General features: G+C 51.8%; 25 protein-coding genes. 12 read left to right on the forward strand and 13 right to left on the reverse strand.

Going from position 1 to position 24,308, the window contains the following annotated elements:
- Positions 1–27: 27 nt before the first annotated feature.
- From V0288_RS08615 to V0288_RS08625, 3 genes are read right to left on the reverse strand one after another with little or no spacing between them, the layout of a single operon-like run.
- A complete protein-coding gene (locus tag V0288_RS08615; protein WP_332864672.1) occupies positions 28–417 on the reverse strand; it encodes a type II toxin-antitoxin system VapC family toxin in 390 nt (129 codons plus the stop codon).
- A gap of 1 nt (position 418) precedes the next feature.
- Positions 419–691, reverse strand: coding sequence for a type II toxin-antitoxin system VapB family antitoxin (gene vapB, locus V0288_RS08620; protein ID WP_332864673.1), 273 nt, complete (start codon positions 689–691; stop codon positions 419–421).
- On the reverse strand, positions 691–2,418 hold the full coding sequence (locus V0288_RS08625; protein WP_332864674.1) for a succinate dehydrogenase/fumarate reductase flavoprotein subunit: 1,728 nt from the start codon (positions 2,416–2,418) through the stop codon (positions 691–693). The genes vapB and V0288_RS08625 overlap by 1 nt, the downstream gene beginning before the upstream one ends.
- 213 nt (positions 2,419–2,631) lie before the next feature.
- On the opposite strand from V0288_RS08625, the gene V0288_RS08630 reads away from it, so the two are divergent.
- Complete coding sequence (locus tag V0288_RS08630) at positions 2,632–3,366, forward strand: hypothetical protein (RefSeq protein WP_332864675.1); 735 nt, start codon at positions 2,632–2,634, stop codon at positions 3,364–3,366.
- A 117-nt stretch (positions 3,367–3,483) separates the two neighbouring features.
- The gene (locus tag V0288_RS08635) at positions 3,484–4,602 is read left to right on the forward strand and encodes a CobW family GTP-binding protein (protein WP_332864676.1); all 1,119 of its coding nucleotides are present in this window, start codon (positions 3,484–3,486) and stop codon (positions 4,600–4,602) included.
- A gap of 102 nt (positions 4,603–4,704) precedes the next feature.
- On the opposite strand, the gene V0288_RS08640 is transcribed toward V0288_RS08635, so the two are convergent.
- Complete coding sequence (locus V0288_RS08640; RefSeq protein ID WP_332864677.1) at positions 4,705–4,971, reverse strand: YciI family protein; 267 nt, start codon at positions 4,969–4,971, stop codon at positions 4,705–4,707.
- Between the two features lie 79 nt (positions 4,972–5,050).
- Here V0288_RS08640 and V0288_RS08645 point away from each other — a divergent pair, with 79 nt between their 5' ends.
- Positions 5,051–5,611 (forward strand): 2'-5' RNA ligase family protein, encoded by a 561-nt coding sequence (locus V0288_RS08645; protein WP_332864678.1) that lies wholly within the window; start codon positions 5,051–5,053, stop codon positions 5,609–5,611.
- On the forward strand, positions 5,612–6,055 hold the full coding sequence (locus tag V0288_RS08650) for a hydrogenase maturation protease (protein WP_332864679.1): 444 nt from the start codon (positions 5,612–5,614) through the stop codon (positions 6,053–6,055).
- On the opposite strand, the gene V0288_RS08655 is transcribed toward V0288_RS08650, so the two are convergent.
- Together V0288_RS08655 and V0288_RS08660 are read right to left on the reverse strand one after the other, a co-directional pair.
- The gene (locus V0288_RS08655; RefSeq protein WP_332864680.1) at positions 6,030–7,721 is read right to left on the reverse strand and encodes a mechanosensitive ion channel family protein; all 1,692 of its coding nucleotides are present in this window, start codon (positions 7,719–7,721) and stop codon (positions 6,030–6,032) included. The genes V0288_RS08650 and V0288_RS08655 overlap by 26 nt on opposite strands.
- 3 nt (positions 7,722–7,724) lie before the next feature.
- On the reverse strand, positions 7,725–8,819 hold the full coding sequence (locus V0288_RS08660) for a saccharopine dehydrogenase family protein (protein WP_332864681.1): 1,095 nt from the start codon (positions 8,817–8,819) through the stop codon (positions 7,725–7,727).
- 258 nt (positions 8,820–9,077) lie between these two features.
- Here V0288_RS08660 and V0288_RS08665 point away from each other — a divergent pair, with 258 nt between their 5' ends.
- Complete coding sequence (locus V0288_RS08665; RefSeq protein ID WP_332864682.1) at positions 9,078–9,431, forward strand: DUF6464 family protein; 354 nt, start codon at positions 9,078–9,080, stop codon at positions 9,429–9,431.
- Here V0288_RS08665 and fmt read toward each other — a convergent pair.
- Positions 9,423–10,403 carry a methionyl-tRNA formyltransferase gene (fmt, locus tag V0288_RS08670; RefSeq protein ID WP_332864683.1) on the reverse strand — a complete coding sequence of 327 codons (981 nt, stop codon included), beginning with the start codon at positions 10,401–10,403 and terminating at the stop codon, positions 9,423–9,425. The genes V0288_RS08665 and fmt overlap by 9 nt on opposite strands.
- 419 nt (positions 10,404–10,822) lie before the next feature.
- On the opposite strand from fmt, the gene V0288_RS08675 reads away from it, so the two are divergent.
- The 6 genes from V0288_RS08675 to rpoD all read left to right on the forward strand — a co-directional run bounded on the left by V0288_RS08675 (position 10,823) and on the right by rpoD (position 17,559).
- Positions 10,823–11,716 carry an ABC transporter permease gene (locus V0288_RS08675; protein ID WP_332864684.1) on the forward strand — a complete coding sequence of 298 codons (894 nt, stop codon included), beginning with the start codon at positions 10,823–10,825 and terminating at the stop codon, positions 11,714–11,716.
- A 127-nt stretch (positions 11,717–11,843) separates the two neighbouring features.
- Positions 11,844–12,719, forward strand: a complete 876-nt coding sequence (gene phaZ, locus V0288_RS08680; protein WP_332864685.1) for an intracellular short-chain-length polyhydroxyalkanoate depolymerase — start codon at positions 11,844–11,846, stop codon at positions 12,717–12,719.
- Positions 12,720–12,735: 16 nt separating this feature from the next.
- Entirely contained in the window at positions 12,736–14,250 is a 1,515-nt protein-coding gene (locus tag V0288_RS08685) for a bifunctional aminoglycoside phosphotransferase/ATP-binding protein (protein ID WP_332864686.1), read from the forward strand.
- A gap of 238 nt (positions 14,251–14,488) precedes the next feature.
- Positions 14,489–14,890 carry a fasciclin domain-containing protein gene (locus tag V0288_RS08690; RefSeq protein ID WP_332864687.1) on the forward strand — a complete coding sequence of 134 codons (402 nt, stop codon included), beginning with the start codon at positions 14,489–14,491 and terminating at the stop codon, positions 14,888–14,890.
- Positions 14,891–14,975: 85 nt separating this feature from the next.
- The gene (locus V0288_RS08695; protein ID WP_332864688.1) at positions 14,976–15,716 is read left to right on the forward strand and encodes a hypothetical protein; all 741 of its coding nucleotides are present in this window, start codon (positions 14,976–14,978) and stop codon (positions 15,714–15,716) included.
- Between the two features lie 589 nt (positions 15,717–16,305).
- Positions 16,306–17,559: an RNA polymerase sigma factor RpoD gene (gene rpoD, locus V0288_RS08700; RefSeq protein WP_422661935.1), complete on the forward strand. Its 1,254-nt coding sequence runs from the start codon at positions 16,306–16,308 to the stop codon at positions 17,557–17,559.
- A gap of 231 nt (positions 17,560–17,790) precedes the next feature.
- Here the strand turns inward: rpoD and V0288_RS08705 are convergent, their stop codons facing one another.
- From V0288_RS08705 to V0288_RS08730, 6 genes are all read right to left on the reverse strand, one after another.
- On the reverse strand, positions 17,791–19,110 hold the full coding sequence (locus V0288_RS08705) for an MFS transporter (protein WP_332864689.1): 1,320 nt from the start codon (positions 19,108–19,110) through the stop codon (positions 17,791–17,793).
- A 157-nt stretch (positions 19,111–19,267) separates the two neighbouring features.
- The gene (locus V0288_RS08710) at positions 19,268–19,507 is read right to left on the reverse strand and encodes an SDR family oxidoreductase (RefSeq protein ID WP_332864690.1); all 240 of its coding nucleotides are present in this window, start codon (positions 19,505–19,507) and stop codon (positions 19,268–19,270) included.
- Positions 19,467–19,766: a hypothetical protein gene (locus V0288_RS08715; protein ID WP_332864691.1), complete on the reverse strand. Its 300-nt coding sequence runs from the start codon at positions 19,764–19,766 to the stop codon at positions 19,467–19,469. Before V0288_RS08715 ends, V0288_RS08710 begins: the two co-directional genes overlap by 41 nt.
- 39 nt (positions 19,767–19,805) lie before the next feature.
- Positions 19,806–20,234, reverse strand: a complete 429-nt coding sequence (locus V0288_RS08720; RefSeq protein ID WP_332864692.1) for a fasciclin domain-containing protein — start codon at positions 20,232–20,234, stop codon at positions 19,806–19,808.
- Positions 20,235–20,309: 75 nt separating this feature from the next.
- Positions 20,310–20,825, reverse strand: coding sequence for an Hsp20/alpha crystallin family protein (locus V0288_RS08725; RefSeq protein WP_332864693.1), 516 nt, complete (start codon positions 20,823–20,825; stop codon positions 20,310–20,312).
- Positions 20,826–21,149: 324 nt separating this feature from the next.
- Positions 21,150–22,934: an SWIM zinc finger family protein gene (locus V0288_RS08730; protein ID WP_332864694.1), complete on the reverse strand. Its 1,785-nt coding sequence runs from the start codon at positions 22,932–22,934 to the stop codon at positions 21,150–21,152.
- 408 nt (positions 22,935–23,342) lie between these two features.
- On the opposite strand from V0288_RS08730, the gene V0288_RS08735 reads away from it, so the two are divergent.
- Complete coding sequence (locus V0288_RS08735; protein WP_332864695.1) at positions 23,343–24,002, forward strand: hypothetical protein; 660 nt, start codon at positions 23,343–23,345, stop codon at positions 24,000–24,002.
- Positions 24,003–24,308: the final 306 nt, after the last annotated feature.

Raw genomic sequence — 24,308 nt, forward strand, 5'->3', positions numbered from 1 at the left:
GTTTTCCGATACAGTCCCGCGAGCAGTTTATGTCCAGATTCGTCGCGGGGAATAAAAGTCGAATTTTCGATCGGCGCTCACGAAAACTAGCGATCGATTGATGGCTCGTGTAACGAGAAGACGATCGAAGGGATCGCGATGATTCTCGATCGAGGGTAAGTCTATATAGGTTCGGGTATCTTGAATCTCGATCGGGAGAATTTCGGCGTTAATATACCTGAGCCTCGTTAATAAATCCTCGAACGAACAATCGAGTTGTAGTTTTCCGATGTTGACCTTGATAGAAATCTCCCATAAACTGACAATACTAAAGTGTAATCCCGTCTTGGCATCGATAATCTGTCTCGCTCGATCGCTGAGACTTCGATCGCCTAAAACATACCATAGAAAAACATGAGTATCTAGAAGATAATTCATTCTACATATATTTCTCTAGTTCTTCCAATGGTTCATCAAAATCATCAGACATAATGATTTTTCCCGCTAGGCTACCATAACCATAACGCTTTTCATTTTGTTCTTCCACGGTTTCGAGTTTTGAGGGGGGCTGGGTTTTCGCGTACTTTTCGAGGAGGAATTCGATATAGTGAATCACTTCGGTTTGTAAGGACTCGGGTAGAGCTTCCAGTTTTTCCAAAAGCGTTGTTTTTATCATTATTTTCTCTCCCGTCACACTGTTATTCACTGACATTAATACTTCCGCTCGACCGGTTGGAAATCTTGAATCACCACGGGCATATAGGTAATATCGATCGCCGCGGGGGAATAGTAGGCGAGGGTGTGTTTTAGGAAATTTACGTCGTCGCGTTGGGGGAAATCCTCCCGCGAGTGCGCGCCGCGACTTTCCTGACGGTTTAGCGCGGAGGTGAGGATAATTTCTCCCACTACCATGAGGCTCTGTAACTCCAGTGCCTCGATGATTTCCGTGTTCCAACAACCGCCTTTATCGTCGAGATAGATCTGGCTGTATTTCTGTTTGAGTTCGCCGATGCGATCGATCCCCTCCCGCATCGTCGTCTCATTCCGGAAAACGCCACAATGATCGGTCATACAATCCTGGAATTCCTGACGCAATTTCGCGATCCGGAGCGTTCCTTCCTGCTTCACTAAATTCTCGATCTGTTCTTTAGCCTGATTCAAATATACAGACGCGTCGAGGTCGGGAAACTCGCGTTTTTCCACGTAACGGGCGATCGATCGACCCACCCGACGACCGTACACCACGCACTCCAATAACGAATTACTCCCCAACCGATTCGCGCCGTGAACCGACACGCAGGAACATTCCCCCGCCGCGAAAAATCCCTCGGTCAAACTTTCCGCGCTCGCTCTCACCCGACCGTCGGTATTAACCGGAATTCCCCCCATACAATAATGTACCGTCGGGCGCACCGGCATCGGTTCGTTTACCGCGTCGATCCCCACTAAACGATGCGCTTCTTCCCAACAGAAAGGAACGCGACTCATGATCTTTTCCCGTCCCATGTGTCGCAGATCGAGATACACGAAGGGGCCGCCGGCGCTCCCGTCGGGATGTACCCCGCGGCCGGCGCGAATTTCTAGAGTGATGGCGCGGGAAGTAATATCGCGGGGGGCGAGTTCCATGCGCGACGGGGCGTAATCTTCCATAAAACGCCGTCCCTCGCTGTTAATTAAATAAGCTCCCTCGCCGCGGACCGCCTCGGAAATCAACACGCCGACCGGATAGAGACCGGTGGGATGAAACTGTACGAATTCCATATCCTCTAGGGGAAGTCCCGCGAGCGCGGTCATCGCCAACCCGTCCCCGGTGGAGGCGTAATCGTTGGAGGTGGTGTTATAGACGCGGCCGTAACCGCCGGTCGCGAACATGACGGCTTTGGCCCGGAGGATGTCCAGTTGACCGGTGGCGATGTGGTAGATTACGACCCCTTTGGCGATGTTGTCCTCGTAAATCAGGCGAGGGACGTACCATTCATCGTACAGTTTGACCCCGTAGCGGCGGAGGTTGCTGACCAACTCGTGCAGGATGGCGTGACCGGTTTTATCGGCCGCGTAACAGGCGCGATTGTGGGTGTGACCGCCAAAAGCGCGCTGGGCGATGCGTCCGTCTTCGAGACGGGAGAATAATACGCCGATATGTTCGAGGTCGATGATTACGTCGGGCGCTTCGTTGGTCAGGATGGCGACGGCATCTTGATCGGCGAGGAAATCGGAACCTTTGACGGTATCGTAGGCGTGGGACTCGGGGGTATCGTCGGGATCGACATTCTGGAGGGCCGCGGCGATGCCACCCTGCGCGGCGACGGAGTGGGAACGGATGGGGTGGGTTTTGGCAACGACGGCGACATCGATCGAGGGGTTGAGGCGTTTGATTTCTAAAGCGGCGCGGCACCCGGCTAACCCACCGCCAACGATCACGACATCGTGTTCTCTCATGTTCGATTTCTCTAGGGCTTCTTTTTCTATAGTGCCGTCGCGGGGGGGTCGATCGCTTGTTTTGTAATCGAGACTTTAGATTTTCCGTTTCGATCGAGTCTCGGCTCGCTTACAAAACGTTAAATTCCAATAGAAAAATTCACTCATAAAACTTTAAATTCAAGCATAAAAATCGGAAATATAATTGCGAAGTCATAAAAGTAAGAGATTTAAATGTTTTTACGTTTTACTTCTCCCGCTCTAGCGTTATCGCTATGTTTTTCTCTAACCGCCCCTTCCCTCGCGATTAATTTGGTGACGAGTCGCGCCGCGTTGAGCGGGAACGATTCCCTGAATTGGTCGAGCGTGGGAACGTTTTTCCCTCCCAGTACGCTACCGCTTTCTTTCACCGCAACGTCCGCGGGAGGATTGGGAGTAACGGTGAGTATTCCGACCCCTCCGACTCTTCCTTCTCCCCCCCAGATCACGAATCCCTTGATTTTTCAAACCACCGCTTCGGGTATCGAGACCAATTTCGCGGAAGGGGATTTTATTTTATTCACGGGGTTAAAACCGGGGACTCCCCCACCGACACTGGGGAATCCGGGGCCGCTCTCGATCGCTTTCGACTCGCCGGTAAAGGGCGCGGGGGCCCAGATCGCGGCGGATGACGCGACCACTTCTTATACAGCCTATATAGAGGCTTTCGATGTTAACGGTAATTCGTTAGGGATTTTCGATATTTTCCCGGCTACTTCCTCCCTCGCACTCGATAATTCGGCGGTTTTTATCGGGGTGAGTAGTCCGAGCGCCGAGATTAGTCGAATCGCGTTTAGTAGTGATGTCGCGTTGCGGGCGATCGGCATCAATACGTTAAGCATCAATAATCCCGCGATCCCGGAACCCTCGGGAGCGATCGCCCTGATTCTCTTCGGTAGTGGACTGATCGCGGTGAAGCGGAAACGGTAGGGAATCGATCGGGGGAAGAATCGTCAGATTCGCGCGACCCAAGCCCCTCGATCGTCTCCTAGAATGGAGAGATAGCGTCGATCGCTCGCGACACTCGATATTCTGTGTGGAAAAAGTATGCAAACCGTTGAAACGCAAGCCAGTAACGTGATGGAAGCGCCGAAACACGGCTTACCCGTCACGATCATCACGGGATTTCTCGGCAGTGGCAAAACCACCCTACTCAATCATATTCTGACCAACCAGCAAGGACTGAAAACCGCCGTACTCGTCAACGAATTCGGGGAGATCGGTATCGACAACGAACTGATCGTCACCACCGATGACAATATGGTGGAACTCAACAACGGTTGTATCTGTTGCACCATCAACGAGGATCTAATCCAAGCGGTCTATAAAGTCCTCGAACGTTCGGAAAAAATCGATTATCTGGTGGTGGAGACGACCGGACTCGCCGACCCCCTGCCGGTCGCGCTGACCTTTTTGGGGACGGAATTACGGGAGATGACGCGTCTCGATTCGATCGTCACGATGGTCGATTGCGCGAATTTCAGCCTCGATTTATTCAACTCCCAAGCGGCTTTAAGCCAGATCACCTACGGCGATATTATCGTTCTCAATAAAACCGATCTCGTCGATGAGGCGGACGTGGACGCGCTAGAAGTGAGAATCCGCGATCTCAAACAATCCGCGCGAATTCTGCGTACCTCGAAATCGCAAGTTCCCCTACCCCTGATCCTTAGCGTCGGTCTTTTCGAGTCCGATAAATATTTCGATACACACGAGGATCATCACGATCACGACCACCATCACCATCACGATCATCACGATCATTCCAATTGCGACCACGATCACGGTCATTGCGAACACGATCACGATCACGGACACCATCACCACGATCACTCGGATCACTTAGATGTGGATGGTTTTACCTCGGTTTCTTTCGCGAGCGATAAACCTTTTTCGATCCGCAAGTTTCAATACTTTCTCGATAATCAATTACCGGAAAATGTCTTCCGCGCGAAAGGGATTCTCTGGTTCGATGAGAGTCCGAAACGCCACATTTTCCACCTCAGCGGCAAACGGTTCACGCTAGAAGATGACGAGTGGAAAGGGGAACGGAAAAATCAGTTAGTTTTGATCGGTCAAAATCTCGATCACGAAACGCTGAAAGAACAGATTAATAACTGTCTCTGTATGGCCTCGGATAATCGGGGTAAGGGATTCGGGAAGTAAATCCCCCTAAATCCCCCTTTTTTAAGGGGGACTTTTTCCCTCTAAATTCCTCTTAAAAAGAGAGATTTGATCCCCTCCTGCCTCCTGTCTCCTGCCTTCCCGTCACTCGACGACGATGCGCCACTCGTGTAGTTCGTACTCGACACAGCCATTCTCGATCAGGGGGTCGCGGGAAACGATCGATCTAGCTTCTTCTAGGGAGTCCGCTTTAAAGATCAACATCCCTCCCCCTCTCTCGGCCCAATAACCGGTTTTGGCCTCGTGGCCTCTCTCGATGAGGTCGCGGACGAAGGCTTTATGAGCGCTCACATGAAGATCGAAGACCGATTTCTCGACGATCCCTCTCTCTATCTTGACGAACCACGGCATAATTTCTAGCGATCGATCTAGACGGCCAACGCTATAATTATAAGGGTTTTCGGTTAGCTCTCACGCGTTTTTTCCCGCTATGAATCCGAACGATCGCTCTTTATTTTTTATCGCCCTTTTGCCTCCCGTAGAGGTACAGGAAGTCGCCACGAAAATCAAGAGAGAATTTGCAGAAATTTACAATAGTCGCGCCGCGTTGAAATCGCCTCCCCACGTCACGTTACAAGCGCCTTTTAAATGGGAGCGGGAACGATTACCGGATCTCGATCGATGTTTGCGGGAGTTCGCGAGCGATCGAGATCCGGTGCCGATGGTTTTAGAGAATTTTAACGTGTTTAAGCCGAGAGTTATCTATATAGATGTTCAGAAAACCGAGGAACTGTTAATCGTTCAACGGCAGTTAATGACATCTCTAGAAACGGAATTAAATATTCTCGATCCCGTAGCGAAAAGCCGACCTTTTCACCCTCATTTAACCGTCGGTTTTCGGGATTTAACGAGAGCGAATTTTCAGAAAGCCTGGACGGAATTTAAAGAGAGGAAGTTATACTATCGATTTTCGGTCGATCGAATTACCTTACTTCTCCATAACGGCCAACGCTGGGAAATCCATCAAGAATATAATTTAGAAGGTTCCTAAATGAATATATTAATTATCGGTTACGGGAATACTTTACGGAATGATGATGGGGTGGGGGTAAGAGTTGCCGAAATTATCGAGGGAAAAAATTACCCGGACACGCGAGTGATTACCGCGCATCAATTAACCCCGGAACTCTCGGAAGATATCGCGGGTTGCGATCTGGTGATTTTTGTCGATGCCGTTTTCAGCGATCGGCCCGAAATTCAAATCGAAAACCTAGAAAGTAGTGGGGATTGGAAAAATCTCGGCCACGCGGAAAATCCGAGATCTTTGCTGGCATTCACCCGATCGATCTATCAGAAAACACCGATCGCTCGCGGGGTTTATATTCCCGCGGTTAACTGCGATTTCGGGGAAGAATTGTCGGAAGTTACGAGTAAGGGAATGGAAGGAGCGATCAAGGCGATCGGGGAAATTATCCATTCCTACTTACCTGGTTAATCCCGAAGGTCGGGGTTTGATAATCGCTCGGTAAATAATTTTCGGGCATGGTCGAATGGTTGCCGTCTCGAAGGGCTAAGTAATTGGGAGACATAATCTCGATTCCCGTCTCGTTACATTTATCCTGTATATTCTGGTGTAATTCCGAGTGAATTAACGGCATCAAATTCGGTCGATCGGTATAGGCATTTACCTGATAAGCGACCGCGAAATCATTGAGACTCGATTGCAGAACAAAAGGAGCGGGATCGGGGAGGATGTGTTCTGTCGCTAGTGCCGCGTCGATTAAAACCGCGTGAACTTTTCGCCACGGGAGATCGTAGCCTAATGTCACCGTGGTTTGGAGAATTAAGGGCCGATCGAACTCCCTCTGCGATACGCTAAAATTCACCACGTTAGTATTTAAAAGAGCCGAATTCGGAATCGTGACGACGCGGTTCGCGGGGGTACGGATTCGGGTAACTAATAACGTTTTCTCGATCACGTCTCCCGTCACATCCCCGATCGAGATAATATCCCTCAGTTGAAAAGCGCGGGTATAGATGAGAATAACCCCCCCGACGATATTAGCGATCGCGGAAGTGGAACCCAGGGAGAATAAAATCCCGAGAAAAACCGATACCCCTTGAAACGCGGGAGAATTAAACCCCGGCAGATAGGGAAACGCGATCACCACGGCCAACGCGACGATCAGAAATTTTAAAATATTATAGGTCGGTCGCGCCCAGTCGGGATAAAACCCCTGAATTTGAAGATTTCTCCGCTCGATCGCCATGAAAAACGGTCGAATCGTTCTCAGCAAATAATAGGTAATCGTCGCGATGATGACCACCACGAAAAGATTGGGAAGATAGATCGCGATCTGTTTGGCGACTAGATCGACTGTATCGAGGAAATAAGTTAGAAACTTATCGCCGAATTGTCTCGTCCAGGGAAATAATCGAAGAACGAAAGTCAAGTAGAAATAGACTAAGGTTAAAATTACCAAAAGGCGAAGGAATTTTAGAACCCGTAGGAAAATATTCCCGATTCTCTCCGGCGAAAAGATTTCAAAATTCTGAATTCGCCATCCTGGAACCAGCGCGATGATCAACCGTCGGAGCGCGGGAAAAATTCGACCCGATAGGAAGGAAATCGCCGCGATCGAGAAAAACAAAAACACCGTGGCGATCGCTGTATAGATCACGTCCCGCAATAGATTATCGGGTTGTCGATCGCTACGGTAACGCTCGATCGCCGTTTTAACTTCCCCTAGCGCGAGTTTCGCGAGTTCGGTCTGACTTCCCCGATAGAGTTTCGCGTCTTGGGGGGTAACACTCAGGATCACTTTATCCCCTAAAACGATCGAGGGAGAATTATCCTCCGGATCGACCCGAATCCTTAAATTTTCTAAAGAAAGACTTTCATCTCCAGCGATTTTCTCGATCCGGTTCTCGATCGCCCGCGCTCTCTCCTCCGGGGTAAAAGAACCGATGCCGTGACGCACGAGAAAAAGAACGCGACCGTCTAAGGTTACGGGAAAACCTTCTCCTAAAGTTTCTAAAGTAGCCGGTTGTACCGAGCCAGGATTCGGGGTTTGTCCCCGAGCGTTTCCCGTTACAGAAAGGCCGAGGATAAGTAGGAAAGCGAGACAAAAACAGACGAGAACGTCGCGAAATCTTTTCATAGCCTACGGAAAAACGAGGTGGCGATCGATGGTAATCCCCCGTTTCTCCATTGTCGCGTTAAATAGTTCCGTCGGTAGTATCTGTTCTACCGGATAGATGCCGGGTCGATCGAGCTTTCCCGCGAGTAATAATTCCGCCACGCTTCCCGTCCCGCACCCCGCGGAAAAAGCCGTATTCTCGTGTACCATCGTCGCGGTGTATAGCGCTTTTCGATTCTCCTTCTCCCCCTCGATCTCCGCTCGCATGGCGACCCCGATCCCCGTGAATTTATCCGTCACTTCCGTCATCGCGTAACTCACTTTCGAGAAAAATTCGATCCCTCTCGGACTCGTCACCCAGGACTCGGGGAAAATATGCGCCGTGATCCAGGTGAGATGGTTATAAAAATCCGGTAGGGAACCGAATTTCGTGATCACGTTTTTCACCGGAAAAGATTCGGCGAAAGTAAAGGTTTCTGGCATATCGAACCAATAAACCCCGGTTTTCCCCACGGGGGGCGGAAAATCGATCGCCTCTCGCGCCGTATAGGGTTTCACCGTCTGCCACCGACCATCGATCCACGCGTCGAACGGTTTCCGCAATCCTAAAAAAGTCGTTCGCATCACCGTCAATCCCGCGCCACCAGATCCCGCGACCCCGTAATACAAACGGATCGTCTCGGCGGAATCGAGTTTTTCCACTCCCTCGCGGACGATACTGTTAGAAATGCCCGGAAAGATGCCCGTGTTTAAAACTGCCGTGATGCCCGCGTTTTCCGCATCCGATCGATAGGGAATCACTTTCTGATAGAACGATCGATGATCGCTCACGTCGATATAATTTACCCTCTCCTCGATACAGGTTTGTAACACCCGTCCGTCGCGGTAGTGAAAGGGGCCGGCGCAATGAATGACGAGATCGCTGTTTTGAATCGCCTCTCTCAGTCTCTCTCGTTCCTCTAGATCCAGGCGAACGAAACGCTCTCTAGCGTCTAAATTATCGGGTGATAAACCGCGTCCGGTAACGATCACGTTCGCGTCCGCGTGTTCGATCAGATCGCGCGCCACACTCCGACCGATACGACCCGTACCACCCAAAATTAAAACTGTTCGCGTCATGGAAATCCCTTTGTTCAGCTTGAGGGGAGCGTGAACGAGGTCATCGATCGCTCGGAAGCGAGAAAAGTCTACCGCGCGCGCTCACTTGTTCGATCGTACCGGAAATTACAGAAAGACCCTGACCCGATCGATAGAGAGCGGGGGGCGGCAACTCGAAACCCCTTCGAGAAACGACGGAATTCCCCTCTCGATCGAGCGGTTCGGCTCCGGAATTCGCGTTACCATTGGGACAAGTAGCCTAGAATACACGAGACCCTTATGGAGCCAGATTCCTTACCCACGGAGCTTATTCTGACCCACCCGCGCCGGAGTTTAGGCGAGATCCGGCTGGATTGGACACCGCAACCGGGAAACTATCTCGCCGTGAAAGGGGAAACCTACGCGGTTTTAGAGCGCCACCACCACTATCAGTACCGCATCGGTGGCTATTGTTTACAGAAAATTTCCCTATACGTGCAAACCGCGCGGCCCCCGGTCGAAACCAGCTTTATCGACGGACGTACCGTGATCGGGGATGCGTCCTGTCGGTTTAACGCCCATTCCGAACTGATCCGTTGCGCGATCAACCCGGAAGGCCCCTGCGAGGGCTGTCGATCGTATGAACTAGCCTAAAATCTCGCCGACGCTTAACCGCGAACCGTTGACGAAATCGCGACCGGAGCGCGGGGGTTTCCCCGATAGTTGCACCTCGCGCAGAAGCAAACATCCCTCCCCGGTCTGAATTACGGGGCCGAAATTTTTCAGGAGGGCGATCGTTTCGCCGGGTTGACCGGACACGGCGGGAAGTTCGATCGAGCGGTATTCCTCGGGAAGATTCGATCGAGTGGTTTCACCGAGCGGAACCGTGGCTATCACCTTCAACGACTCCCCGCGAAAAGTGGTGAAGACATCCGGGTAAAATCCCCTGACTTGATTGTGAATGGCGATCGCCGGGGATGACCAGTTAATCAGATAGTCGGATTTTTGCAGTAACGGCGCGTAGGTTGCCGAATCGTTATCTTGTGCGATCGGGGTAATTTCCCCTTTATCGAGCTTTTGAATCGTTTCTAGGAGTAGATCCGCGCCCTGACGCGCGAGGGTTTCCGCTAGTTGACCCGCGTTGTCTAGAATAGCGATCGAGGTAGAGGATTTCAGCAACATCGGCCCGGTATCCATCCCCGCGTCCATCTGTATCGTCGTGATTCCCGTTTCCGTTTCCCCGTGGTAGAGAGACCATTGAATCGGGGCCGCGCCGCGGTATTTCGGCAATAATGACCCGTGAACGTTCACGCAACCGAGTCGGGGCATGGCGAGAATTTCCGGCGAGAGGATCTGTCCGTAGGCGATCACCACGAAGACATCCGCGCGGGAGTTCCGTAAAAAATCGAGCGCTTCGGCGTTTTTCTTGACGCTTTTCGGTTGGATTACGGGAATTTGATGTTCTAGGGCGATTTTTTTAACCGGCGAGGGGATTAATTGATTACCCCGTCCCCGGCGCTTGTCCGGTTGCGTGACGACCCCGATCACCTCGATCGAGGGAGTTTCCCGCAATTTTTGCAGGGTGGGGACGGCAAAGGTCGGGGTTCCGAAGAAAATGATACGCATGGTGGGGGATGGGAGGATGGGGAGATAGGGGAGGTGAGGGAGATGGGGGAGGTGAGGGAGATGGAGAGATGGGGAGGTCAGGGAGATGGGGAGATGGAATTACAGTAACGTCAGTTCGGGATAAGTCAGAATCGAGATCCTCTGATTCGGGTCATCGCGAAATATTTTTACCTTGCGGTGAGGTGGATAATAGCCTTGTGCAGGGGGTCCGGGGGAGGCACCCCTCCACCGGTGGGGGGGTCGGGGGGCTAGTCCCCCGAATAAAACTCGGCTTCTCACCGAAAAATCGTCAAATTCTTAACCCGAACTGACGTTACAGTATTATCGCCATTATCGCCTCCTGACTCCTGACTCCTGACTCCTCTCTATCCCGATCGTCCATAATGATTATGAATTCTGTCAAGCGATCGAGGTTGTCTATGGTTGTTCTTCCCTTTTTGCCCTCTCCGGTCGCGGACGCTTGGCGACGTTTTTATCGGGATCGAATGGCGGTAATCGGGGCGATCGTTCTGGGGGTTATCGTGATCGGTGTGGTATTCGGTCCCGTTGTGTACCGGGTGCCGATCGATCGTATCGATTTCGCGCGAACGACCGAACCACCTTCCCTAGCCCATCCTTTCGGTACGAACGATCTCGGCCAAGATCAACTGGCGCGGGTTTTAAGCGGGGGACGGGTTTCGCTCGCGGTGGGAATCGCGGCCATGGCCGTGGCGATCGTGCTGGGAACATCGATCGGGGCGATAGCGGGGTTTTACGGGGGAGCGATCGACAGTATTTTAATGCGATTGACCGATTTATTTCTCTCTTTGCCTCAATTACCGCTTTTATTGTTGATCGTGTATCTATTCCGCGATAGTATCAAATCGATCGCCGGGCCGGAAACGGGAATTTTTATCCTCGTCGTCCTCGTCATCGGTGGTTTAAATTGGATGTCGGTAGCCCGATTGGTACGGGGAAATTTTCTCAAACTGCGGGAGATGGAATTCGTTACCGCGGCGCGATCCCTCGGCGCATCTCCCTTTCGGCTGATTCGCGTACATCTTTTGCCCAACGTTTTTGGCTTAATTATCGTGGCGGCCACGCTCGCGGTCGGTAACGCGATCATCACCGAATCCACGTTAAGTTTTCTCGGTTTGGGATTCCCTCCCGATGTGCCGACCTGGGGACAGATGTTATTTAAAGCGAAGGATTATTTAACCACCGCGCCTCACATGGCGATTTTTCCCGGACTGGCGATTTTTTTGACGGTTTTGAGTATTAATTTCGTCGGTGATGGTTTGCGGGACGTGTTCGATCGATCGAGTTCCGGATAATCGGGCGGCGATCGGGTTTCGGCTAGATCTAGAATTAAATTACACGCGGACGGGAGAAGAAAACATAGGGAATCGAGAATTCGATTTCTTGGGTTAGTTTCGAGCTTTTAACTCTCAACGATCGTTTATGCTAAAAAGTATCGAATTGGGTAATGGCGAAACCTACGGGTATCGGGAAGCGGGAGAGGGCGATCGAACGCTGATCCTGATTCACGGGAATATGACTTCCTCGAAACATTGGGATGTCGCGATCGATCGATTACGGGATAAATTTCATATCTATGCGGTAGATTTACGGGGTTTCGGCGCTTCTAGCTATCATCGCGAGATTAATTCACTAAAGGATTTCTCGGAAGATATAAAATTATTTATCGAGCGATTAGGCTTGAATAAATTCTCTCTAGCGGGTTGGTCAACGGGTGGGGGCGTGGCGATGCAATTCGCCGCGGATTACCCATCGTTCGTGGAGAAATTAATTCTCGTCGCGTCGGTGGGAATTCAGGGATACGCGCTCCCGAAACGGAATGGAATGGGACGGATTATCGCGGGAGAGTTTCTAACCACGAAAGAAGAAATCGCCAACGATCCCGCGATCGCTCCCGGATTGATAGCTTTAGGAAATCGGGATAAAGTATTTTATCGAAATCTCTGGGATAGTCTGATCTACACGAAATATAAACCCGCTCCCGAACAGTACGCCGAATATATCGAAGACTCGTTAACCCAAAGAAATTTGGTCGATGTTTTTTACGCGCTCACCCATTTTAATATCTCCCCGGAGTTTAACGGCATCGACAGCGGAAGCGGGGACGTGACGAGAATTCAAGCGCCGACACTAATTTTACAGGGCGATCGAGATCTAGTGATCCCTAGAATCTCGGCGGAAGAAATCGCTAGAGATCTTCCGAATTCAGAATTATTTATCGTACCCGATTGCGGTCATTCACCGCTCATCGACAGTCTAGATATTTTGGTCGATAAAATTATCGAATTTCTCGACTAACGCGGGAGTTTTTCAGATGGACACGGCAAAACTAATCGAAACGCTCACGAATCCCGACTTTTATCCCCATCCGGTTACAAGTCCCGTGAAGGTAATTCAAACCCACGCGTCGATCGTCTTTCTAACGGGAGATCTCGCCTACAAAATCAAAAAGCCGGTCGATTATCATTTTCTCGATTTCTCCACTCTAGAGAAACGGAAAGAATGTATCGATCGAGAACTCTCTCTCAATCAATCCACCGCGCCGGATATCTATCGGGAAGTGTTACCGATTACCGAATCCGCGGGAAAAGTAACTTTGAACGGGGACGGGGAAATTATCGAGTACGTTCTGAAAATGAATCAGTTCCCTCAAGAATGTCTCTTAAGCCAGAGGTTCGATCGAGGGGAATTAACCGAAGCTGAAATCGAGTCTCTAGGCAAAAAGATCGCCCGCTTCCATCAACGGGCTAGAACCGACGAATATATTACCCGATTCGGGGAACTGGAAACCATCGAACAAGCTTTCGAGGAAAATTACCGACAGACCGAAAAATATATCGATACTGTCCAGATACGGCAACAGTTCGAGGAAACGAAAACCTTTACCGATAACTTCTTTCTCGATCGCGGGGACTGGCTACGGGAAAGACAGGAACAAGGCAAGATCCGCGAGTGTCACGGAGATCTACATTTAAATAATATGTGCCTATGGCGCGGGGAGATTCAACTGTTCGATCGCGTCGAGTTTAACGAGTCCTTTCGCTTTGTCGATACGATGTACGATGTCGCGTTTACCGCGATGGATCTAACCGCTAGAGGACGGCCGGACTTCGCCAATCTTTTCCTGAATACCTATCTCGAACGCGTCGGAGATTGGGAGGGTTTGAAAGTTCTGTCCCTGTACCTGTCCCGCCAGTCATACGTTAGGGCCAAAGTCAATAGCTTTTTGTTAGACGGGGACACTTTTTCGGAAACGATCCGCGAGACGGCGCGACAGTATTATCATCTAGCGTGGGAATACACGCGGCCGCGTTCCGGGCGGTTAATCGTCCTTTCCGGACTATCCGGTTCCGGAAAAAGTACCGTAGCTAGGGAGATCGCTAAAAAGCTCGACGGGATTCGGATTCGCTCCGATGCGGTTCGCAAACATCTCGCGGGAATCGACCTCGACGACAGAGGATCGATCGAACTCTATACCCCGGAAATGAGCGCGAGAACCTTCGATCGCCTGGCGGAACTGGCGAGAATCTTACTTCCTCTCGGCTATACGGTCATTCTCGATGCCAAATACGATAGAGCTATCTGGCGCGAACCGTTACGCGCTCTCGCGGGTTCGATCGGCGTTCCCTTTCACATCGTCCACTGTCACGCGCCCTTATCGGTTCTGCTCGATCGGATCGAAAAACGAATCGGGGACATCTCCGACGCGACAACCGAGGTATTATTAGCGCAAATCGAGAAAACCGAGCCGTTTACCGACTCCGAACAGCCTTACCTGATTTCTGTAGATACCACTCGATCGAACTGGAGCGAGGGGATACAGTTTTGAGGGAGATGAGGGGGGTAAGGGAGGTGAGGGAGGTGAGGGAGGTGAGGGAGAAAATAGCGATTACTTTTTCTACATTCATGATCTCTATTACTTTCCCATCTCCTCCATCTCCCCCATCTCCTGGCTCCTGACTCCTGACTCCTGACTCCTTCAATTCCGCGAGAGGGCCGGTTTCGCTCAGGGCGCGAAAGCCTTAAAATTTTCTGTAGTCGATCGAACCCAACATAGAGGAAAGCGAATGCCAGATATTGTCGATATCGCGGTGAGTGCCGATAACTTTAAAACCCTCGTTACCGCCGTCCAGGCCGCGAATCTCGTGGACGCGCTCAAAAGTCCCGGCCCTTTCACCGTTTTCGCCCCCACCGATGAAGCCTTCGCCAAACTCCCCCCCGGTACCATTACCACACTGGTACAGAATATACCCCAATTAACCCGAATCCTCACCTTTCACGTCGTTTCGGGGAAATATATGAAAGAAGATCTCGCCAAGCTGGGAGTTGTTACCTCTCTCGAAGGCTCTCCCATCCCGATCGATTGTAGCGACGGATTCGAGGTGAAAAACGCCACCGTCGTCGCGGGCGATATCGAGGCGGACAACGGCGTGATCCACGTTATCGATACCGTTATCCTGATGGGTTAACTTTCGGCGCGTTTTTCCCGGCCGATCGCCCGCGCCGGGCGATAACGAGATATTATTGATCCGCGAACCCTAGCGAATATTTCCCGTGTCTTCCGTTCACCCCCGACGGCAACCGTTACCCGGCCTCTCGCTTCCCGAACTTTCCCCCGCGCTCGTTCGGGAAATCCTCTCCTGGCTCGCCACGAAAAAGACCCGTCAGTTACTCGCGCGATCGAGTGCCTGTACGGGTGTCATCCTCCTTTGGACGTGGAATTGGCGGCTGGTTCTCGCGACCGGGGCCGGAGTCGGCCTGATGCTCGGGGTGTACCACCTTCAGGAAAAAGACTGGCGCGCGCTATCGCGCTCGGTGCGCGGGTTGTTATCGGGAACGCGTTTAAAATTGGCGATCGCCGTCGGTAGCGGCTCCTTCGGCGCGCTGGGAACCTACCTCGCCGCCACGATCTGGACCCACGCGGAAAATCGCTGGCTGGCGATCGGCTCGATCGCCCAGGGACTCGGTACACTGGGGACGCTGATCCTGTTAGGCGGACATTTTCTCGCCGGCAACGAGCGCCAGGAGGAAGAGAAAATCGAACGCTGGTTGAAAAATCTAACCGCTCCCGATCCGCTCGATCGATTGATCGCGATCCGTTCCCTGAGCGCGCTCGACCTATCCTCTGCCCGTCGCGAACAGATTTTAGAATTTTTCCGCTACCTCCTCGCGCGCGAGAGCGACCCGGAGGTGCGATCGGCCCTGCTCGATAACTTTCAACAAGCGGAGCAGGTAGTAGCCCCGCGACCGCTCCAAATGCCCCTACAAATCCCCTCGATCGTCAAGCGGGTTTAGAAGATTCCCGACGCGCCCGATCGAGATTCTTAAATTTTTCTCGCGAATCCGTCGATCGTTGCTAAGTTTAATACTATAGGGCTGTCCTAGTGACTAAAACAAACGTACCCGGAGAAAGGTTCCGGGAAAGTTTCGATCGGTGGTGGGGAGTCCCTACACGAATCGCGGGAAATTCATTACAATGGCGAATGATTTTGACAGGAGCTAGGGGGCGGACGACCGGGAGATCCGATCGGGCCGGTAGGACGATCTCAAAGACTCTCGCGACGGGCATTTTCCCGGCGACCGGTTCAAAATCGAAAAAAATCGATATGCTAGGGGCATCTATCGTTCTATTTCGTTCACTGTCATTCGAGTGCGAAAGGAGTTATCTGTTATGAATCGATCCGGACAAAATCGCGTCTCGTATCGCCGAAAACGCATCGACACTAGAAAATTGAATCAAAAATCTTCTCCCATTTGTTGTAATTAAAGCTACAATCGGAAAAGTCTTCCCCCGTCTCGGCTTCGAGACGAGAATCCGTTCAGTATCTTATCGATATAGTTTCTATCTTCTAGTTTTGCACAGAAGGAGCAAGAGGAAAACGGCATGACGCAGGCCAACGACGTACTATCCCTTACCGAGCCTCAATTGGATCAGTTGGATTTAATCGACCTAGACGAAGACTTCGACGAGGACGACCTCGAAATAGAGCTAGAAGAAGCGAGCGATGGCGGGGATGGTAAGAAAACCCGCCGTCTCGCCAGCGCCCGTCGCCGCGATGCCGGACGAAAAAAACCCTACACCGAAGATTCGATCCGGATTTACCTGCAAGAGATCGGGCGTATCCGTCTTTTGAGAGCGGAAGAAGAGATCGAACTCGCCCGGAAAATCGCCGATTTGCTCAAGCTAGAAAGGATACGCGAGGAATTCCGGACTTTCGTGGACGCGGAATGGGCGAAACAAGTTTTCCTATTCGAGAGAATCGAGGCGATTCTGAGCGAGAAGACGGACAAAGAGCCGAAATTATCGGAAATTAAATCTAATCTAGGGAAAGCGGACGTTACCGCCCCCATACTGCAAGAGTGGCAGGGGAAAACTCACGAATACCTGTCCGCTTTCAAGCGACGCTTGTATCACGGGCGCCGGGCTAAGGAAAAGATGGTACAGTCGAACCTGCGTCTCGTGGTCTCGATCGCCAAAAAATACATGAACCGCGGTCTTTCTTTTCAGGATCTCATTCAAGAGGGATCTCTCGGCCTGATCCGCGCGGCGGAGAAATTCGATCACGAGAAAGGCTATAAATTCTCCACCTACGCGACCTGGTGGATACGTCAGGCGATCACGAGAGCGATCGCCGATCAATCCCGCACGATCCGCCTTCCCGTCCATCTCTACGAGACGATCTCCCGGATCAAGAAAACCACGAAACTGCTCTCCCAGGAAATGCGCCGCAAACCGACGGAGGAAGAGATCGCGACCAAGATGGAGATGACCATCGAGAAACTGCGATTTATCGCGAAATCGGCGCAATTACCCATCTCTCTGGAAACGCCGATCGGGAAAGAAGAGGATTCCCGTTTAGGAGACTTCATCGAGGCGGACGGTGAAACGCCCGAAGATGAGGTCTCTAAAAATTTATTACGCGAGGATCTCGAAAACGTACTCGATACCCTCAGCCCCCGCGAGCGCGATGTCCTGCGTTTGCGCTACGGTTTAGACGATGGACGGATGAAGACGCTCGAAGAAATCGGTCAGATCTTCAACGTCACCCGCGAGCGTATCCGTCAGATCGAGGCGAAAGCGCTCCGTAAACTTCGCCACCCCAATCGCAACAGTATTCTGAAAGAGTACATCCGTTAATCCTCTCTTCAACGATTAGAAAAACCGGGCCCGATACAAGCCCGGTTTCGTTTTTATCGGTTTTCCACTCGATCGATCCGTTTTTACTTCTCCTTTCTCCTCCTGACTCCCGCCTCCTGTCCCCACAAGAGATTTTTGATTTGCGCGGGAGGTCTAATCGCCGGTCGGGACAGAAGCCGTAGGGGTGGTTTTCCAAGCCCGTCCGAACTCTACCGGCACCGTTACTAGCCATTATTTATTTCTAGCTTCCGGTTCCCGATCGCCGAATTCCGTTGTATGACCGCGGGGCGCTAGTTCCGGATGGGCCTTCCATACCATCTGTCGTAGTTTCGGCAATTGACGGGCGTAGAGAGTCGCGATCGCCACGCAGACGATCCCGTTAACGGTGACGGTCGCGGGCGCGCCGATGAAGCTAACCAAAGTCCCCTGAAACAGGTTTCCCAGCGAGATCGTGCCGAGAAACGACATGATATAAATACTCATCACCCGCCCGCGCATTTCGTCGGGGACGAGGGTTTGAATGATGGTGTTCGCCGAGGCCGATTGCAATAGCGAGCCGAAGCCGAGCGCCGCGAGCAGAAATACCGAAAGGGGGAGCGATCGACTGAGCGCGAAAGCGATCGCGCCCACCCCGTAGACGATCGGGGCGATCGCCGCCAGCCGTCCCAATCCCTGAATCCCTTTCCGTAAACTGAGCCAGAGGGCGGCGATCAGCGAACCCACGCCCGACGCGGCCATCATTAACCCCAGAGTACCGGCGTTCCCGCGCAGGATCTCGCTCGCGAAAATCGGCAGGATAACGACGAAATTAACGCCGAGAAAGCTGACGACCGCGACCATGATCAGGAGCGATCGCACGGGGGCGAATCCGAAAGCGTAGTCGAATCCCTCCCGTAAATGGCGCGCGATGGTGGGTAGACTCAACGGCGATCGGGGGGTGGTTCGCTCCCTCGGTGGAAGGCGCATCGCCAGCAACGCGAGCAGAACCGCGAAATAACTGATCCCGTCGAGTAGAAAACAATATCCCGCCCCCACGCTCGCGAGCAGTACCCCGCCGATCGCCGGGCCGAGCAGTCGCGCGCCGTTAAACATCGAGGAATTGAGGGCGATCGCGTTGGTCAGATTCTCCGGTCTGCCGACGATCTCCGGTACGAAAGCCTGTCGGGTCGGGGAATCGATCGCGTTGACGATGCCTTGCAATAAACTTAACGCGATGATAGGCGCGATGTGAATCGTCCCCGTGAGGGTCAGGATCGCCAGCGCGAACGATTGGAGCAGGGAGAGAAACTGGGTCACGAGCAGGGTACGCCGACGGTTCCAGCGATCGCTCAAGACACCGCCGAAGGGAACGAGGACGAGATTGGGAAACTGACTGGCGAAACCCACCGTACCTAACAGCACGGGCGATCGGGTCAGGTGATAGACCAACCAGACGATCGCCACCATCGTGATCCAGTTACCGACGAGCGAAAGCCCCTGACCGAGAAAAAACAATCGGTAGTTTCTCGACTCGAAAGCGGGAAAGGAGAGTTTGTGGCGGAGGGCGTTCAAGGAGTTCTTACACGAATAAAATTCTATCGGTGTTTCTCGCTAAAAGTAGCTCGATCTTAGTCGCTAAAAACAGAAAAAGGAATAATTGACCGGCAAAAAATACGAAATACCTTTTTCCTCCTCCTGACTCGGTGAACGCTGACTCCTGAATTCTTCTTCAAAGCATCCGCGCGCCACCGCTAACGGGCAGGTACGTCCCGGTAATATATTTCGCCTCGTCGGAAGCGAGTAATCGGATCGCCCCGGCGATATCCTCCGGCAGTCCGTTCCGTCGCGGGGGGATCGCTCCGGCCGACGCGTCTTTATACTCTCGCGGTAAGCGGGCCGTGGCATCGGTTAGGGTTAACCCCGGCGCGTTAAGGACTAGGGTATCGATCGCCCCGAAGGTATCGGTCACTTGCCGTACCATTTCCCCGACCTGTCGCGGGTCGCGCGCGTCGGCCCGGACGGCGACCGCCCCCGTCCACGATCGACCGCACCACCTCCCCGGCCGCCTCCTCGCTGGCGTGATAGTTCACACCGACCGCGGCCCCGTGTTGTCCGAGGAGTTTAGCGGTGGCCGCGCCGATGCCGCGACTCGCGCCGGCGATCGGAACGACGCGATCGCGTGGGAATCGGGGCGCGTCCGAGGTTGGTCGGGATTCGGTCGCGCGCATCGTTTTCTCCTCGCCACGATGGATGAGAACGGTTTTCGGTTATCGGGCAACTAACATTCGATCGAGCGAGCGCGGCATGAGAACGGTATCGATCGCGTGGATGATACCGTTTTCGGCTTGTATGTCCGCCGCGATCACGTTGGCGTTATTGATTCGGACACCGTTCGCGGTATCCGCGTCGAGGGTCGAACCCTCCACGGTCGTCAGGGAATTCGAGCCGGAGATACGATCGGACGGGACGCGCTCGGCGATGATGTGATAGGTTAAAAGCTCGGTTAATTCGGGAGGATTATCGAGCAGGGTATCCATCATTCCCGAGGGCAGTTTAGAAAAAGCCTCGTCTGTCGGCGCGAAAATCGTGATGTCACCGGGTTCCATTAACCCTTGCATCAGACTCGCCCGCTCGATCGCCGCGACTAGGGTCACGAACCGACCATCATCGATCAGTGTGTCGAAAATACTAGGCATTGGTTAGATTTCTCCTGAAGAATTCGCGGGAATCGATCGGGAATTCCCTCCCGATTTCAAGGGTGAAAAGTTCGATCAAGGGACTTCGGATCGGTTGGGGGATGGTTCCGGGAGCGATCGCCCCGGTGAATTTTGCCCCTGTAAATTCAGCGTTACCACCCGATGTTTCTCGTCCTCGGCTTTCGGGAGGGTTAAACACAGCACCCCGTTTTGAAAGTCCGCCCGAACTCGATCGTTTTGAACGCGGGCCGGAAGGGGGATGACGCGTTGGAAACTACCGTAGCGGAACTCGGAAACCCTCGTCCCCCCGTTTTCCCGATTCACCTCCGATCGCCGTTCCCCCCGGATCGACACCGCCTCCGCCGCGACTTTTACATCGAGATCTTTCGCCTCGATACCGGGAACTTCGATTTTTACCTTCACCTCGTTTTCGGTTTCGTGAATTTCCGCCGCGGGGATTACGGTCATCCCTTCGGGGCGATCGCCCTCGATCCCGAGGTTGCCGTAGGGCATCATTCGATCGAACAGGCGGTTCATCTGTCTCTGGATATTTTCCATCTCTCGGTAGGGTTCCCAACGGATTAGGGCCATGATTTTTCCTCCAAAGCGATAATAATTAGCCGCGAGAATTCTTGTGGAGCTTGTTTTTTTACGATCTTTTCGGATTTCAAGTTTTCTGAAAAAGCGATTTTATCCCCGCGAGAAAGGGAGATGGGGTTACGATTTCCCGCTCGCGACGCTTTTAGAAATCCGCTCCCATTCGATAAACCTCATAAACAAGGCTAACATACGAACAGAAAATCCCCTCTGTCAGAGGTTATAAAAAAGGTTTGATAAACGGTACGAACCGCTTTTCTCTCCAGATTAATTCCTAGAAAACCGGCTAACCATACGGTGTTTTCCGCCGATCCCGCTTTAGGTGAGGGGTTTAAATAAGCCCACGAATTTCGGTTTTCTGCCGTGTTCTTGTAGTAATCGCTCGCGGTAGGTTTGCCACTCGGCCTGTCGTCCCGATCGATAGTAAGCCTCGCGGACATGTTTCAGCCACCCGATCGCCTCGTGGTATCGATCGGCTTTTTTCGCGTCGATAATGCTTTCCGCGGGGGGACGCGCTCTGTCGATTACCCAATCCGGATTTACCCCCGCGGCCGCGTCCAGAACTTGATGGACGAGGGTTCCCGATATCCCGGAATAACGAGAAACCGTGGCGATCGCGTCTTCTACTAATTCTTCGAGCAGGAAAATCTTGATTTTCTCGTCCGAAATCCGCCAACCGTCGCTATCTCGCAAAAAATCCAGTAAATCGGGTTTGAGATCGTCCCAGTCCTCTCCGGCGAGGTTTTGTAATTTCCGGTAATCCTCGATCGAGGGAGCGCGTTGAAAGGCTTTAATTCTCGCCCCTAGTGCCGTGTCCATCTCGTTTAGAGACTCGGCCAGTTCACTCGTCCACACGGCCAGTTCGCGGAATCGACCCGCGGAAGTTTCCGGGGGTAACGTTAACCCGCGACGGGCGAGTGTTAGCGCGTTTTCCGGCGCGCCCTCGTCCCGTAAGGCCTTGGCGACAAAATACGCTTCTTCCGCCGTGGTGATCGTCGTATCCGCTTCGGTCATCGCCTCGGGGATTCGATCGAGATAGATTAACTTCGTCAGATAGGAAATGACCTTTCCCGTCGCTTTGGCGAGGTTGAGATATTCCGTATCTAAATCGCGACTTTCGAGAATTTCTAGGCGAATGTCGGTTAACTCTTCGGCGAAATAGGGCGGGGAACCTTCGATCGCTTCCGACGGGGGAATCTCTCCCTGTAAAATTCTAACCAAAGGAGGATGATCCCATCCCTGTCGGAGCGCTTCCAGACTCATCTCGAAGCCCGGTCGCCATTCGTCGCGCCATTCGTTGATTTTTTCCTGTAACTTCAGCCTTTCTTCGGGGGATAATTCGGTAGATAAAATCGTTCTCGTGAGCGCGTCATCGAGTTCCGCGCCGATATCCCCGCTGTCTCCGCCGTATTCCTCGATCTCGTCCCATTCCTCGCCACAGGTCGTCACGATCGCCTCGATAATCGCCAGCGCGTTATGTCCTTCCCCTCGATCGAGATACTCTAGCGCCTCCTCGATCAGATCGAATAGTTCCGACGGTACGATGTCTTCCTCCCAATACTCGCTTTCCGCGTTTCGTACCGCGTCTTTGAGAAGATAGCGGACTTTTTGACGGTAGGACGCGGGATTTACCGTTACTTTCGTCGCATCTGTCGCGGGGGAAGCTTTCGCGGGTGGGGTAACGAAACGACGGGCGTAACGTTCGATCGTGTCCATTAATTCGGGAGATTCGGCGACGAGTTCCGCGATTAATCCTCGGATTTGTTCCTCGTTTAACGGGGTTATTAATTCTTTTAAAGATGCTTTTTCCTGTACTCTCTCTGGCTGTCGCGAGGCCGCTAACAATGTCGCCACGATATGTTTACACCAACCGCCGTAATCGTAGGGACAATTACAATCGGCGAGATCGATCTCGTTGTCGCTAAAATCGATCCTCACGCGATAGGGTTTCCACTCACTCCCGCGCACGAGGGCTTCTAGACTTTCCCCCCGTTGCCCCAGCGAGATAACGGCTTTTTCCCGATAATATTCCTGTCCCCGTTGCCAGGAGGAATCGGTGGCATTTCCTCGGATCGCGTTTTCATCAATGGGGGGAATCGTCATCGGTTAACCTCGCGGATTTCGATCGGGTGGGTTGGAAATTCGGCGATCGATATTTTATCGCTTTTTGTCTCTAGGTTGTATCGGAATATTTGTAGAGTCTGGTGGTGTGAGGCGATCGAGGTTCCGGTGTCGCTCCGCGGATAAGTCTGCATAATATCCGTGGGGGCGTGTGATACGGAAAGCGTCTAACTATTCTCTCGATCGAGGGCGAGATACGGAAGAAATCCTTAAAAATACCTCTATCGAGTTGTTATATGGACAAAATCCGTATAATCTATAGTTGTGCGGCTTAGATGGTTGATGGAGGTGAGGTGTTACGATTTGCAGTATTGGTTACTATAAGATAATCCCTGAGAGATAGACATTTAAGTAAGAATGTAATAGTAGGATTTATCCAGACAGTAGATTATGCTAGAGCCTAAAGATTATATTCCAATCGTTGGATGGATTGTAACGTTCATCTTGGGTCTTATCTCTGGAGGGATAATAATACCTCGATTGACTCGAAAACGAAAAATTCTTGCTTGGGCTGTTATGTCTGAAAGTGACTTAATCCCTCGTGAATTATCGAAAGATATTGGTTTACCAGTAGTCCTACAAGTAGGAAATTACAATCCAGATTCACTTAGTGTTGTTAAGCTCCGCTTTGGAAGTGCCGGGAATGATGTAGTAGAAAAAATTACAATTGCTATTTACTTTCAAGCCAGTACACATATCATTGATGCAAGACCTATAAGAAATCTTCGGGAATATGGAAAAGGCGTGCAATGGAATATTGACAAGAACAGTTGTAATATTAATGTTGCATTCATCAATCCTGGTAAAAGTTTTGAGTTTGAATTTATTCTAAGTAATCATGAGCAGGGGGTTATTGATGTTCAGGCTCCTGCACCTGGACTGGAGATTCAACGTACATCTTCAACAGTTTGGGACGTTGAAATTCATCCACTGATTGCGCGAAGCATCGGTCTCAACTTATTTGGGATTAGCGTTGACCCTACTGCGATTGCTATGAATCAAATTGCTGACGAGCTCCGATCAATAAGGAAGTTACTAACAAAACCATAGCAACAGATTAGCGCGATCGATGATCTTATTGATCGCATTGACAAATATTACCCAACAACTTCCCATAAAATTAACGAGATACGTGTCGGGTTTCGTGCCTCATCCCAAGCTACAATTAATCGACTCGATCGAATTGATCGCATTAACAAGAGGAAATCCAATCTTTCCGATAACGATGGGAAAAGATCGATCGGTTGTAAAGTCTGATGATGTGGGTCGATCGAGCGGCTTCGCGGTTACAGCGGCGTAAGCCCGTATAATATACCCTAAGGGTGTTGATCTTTGTTCTATTAAATCTCTTCCAGA

This window comes from Pannus brasiliensis CCIBt3594 (assembly GCF_036688125.1).
GTDB lineage: Bacteria > Cyanobacteriota > Cyanobacteriia > Cyanobacteriales > Microcystaceae > Pannus > Pannus brasiliensis.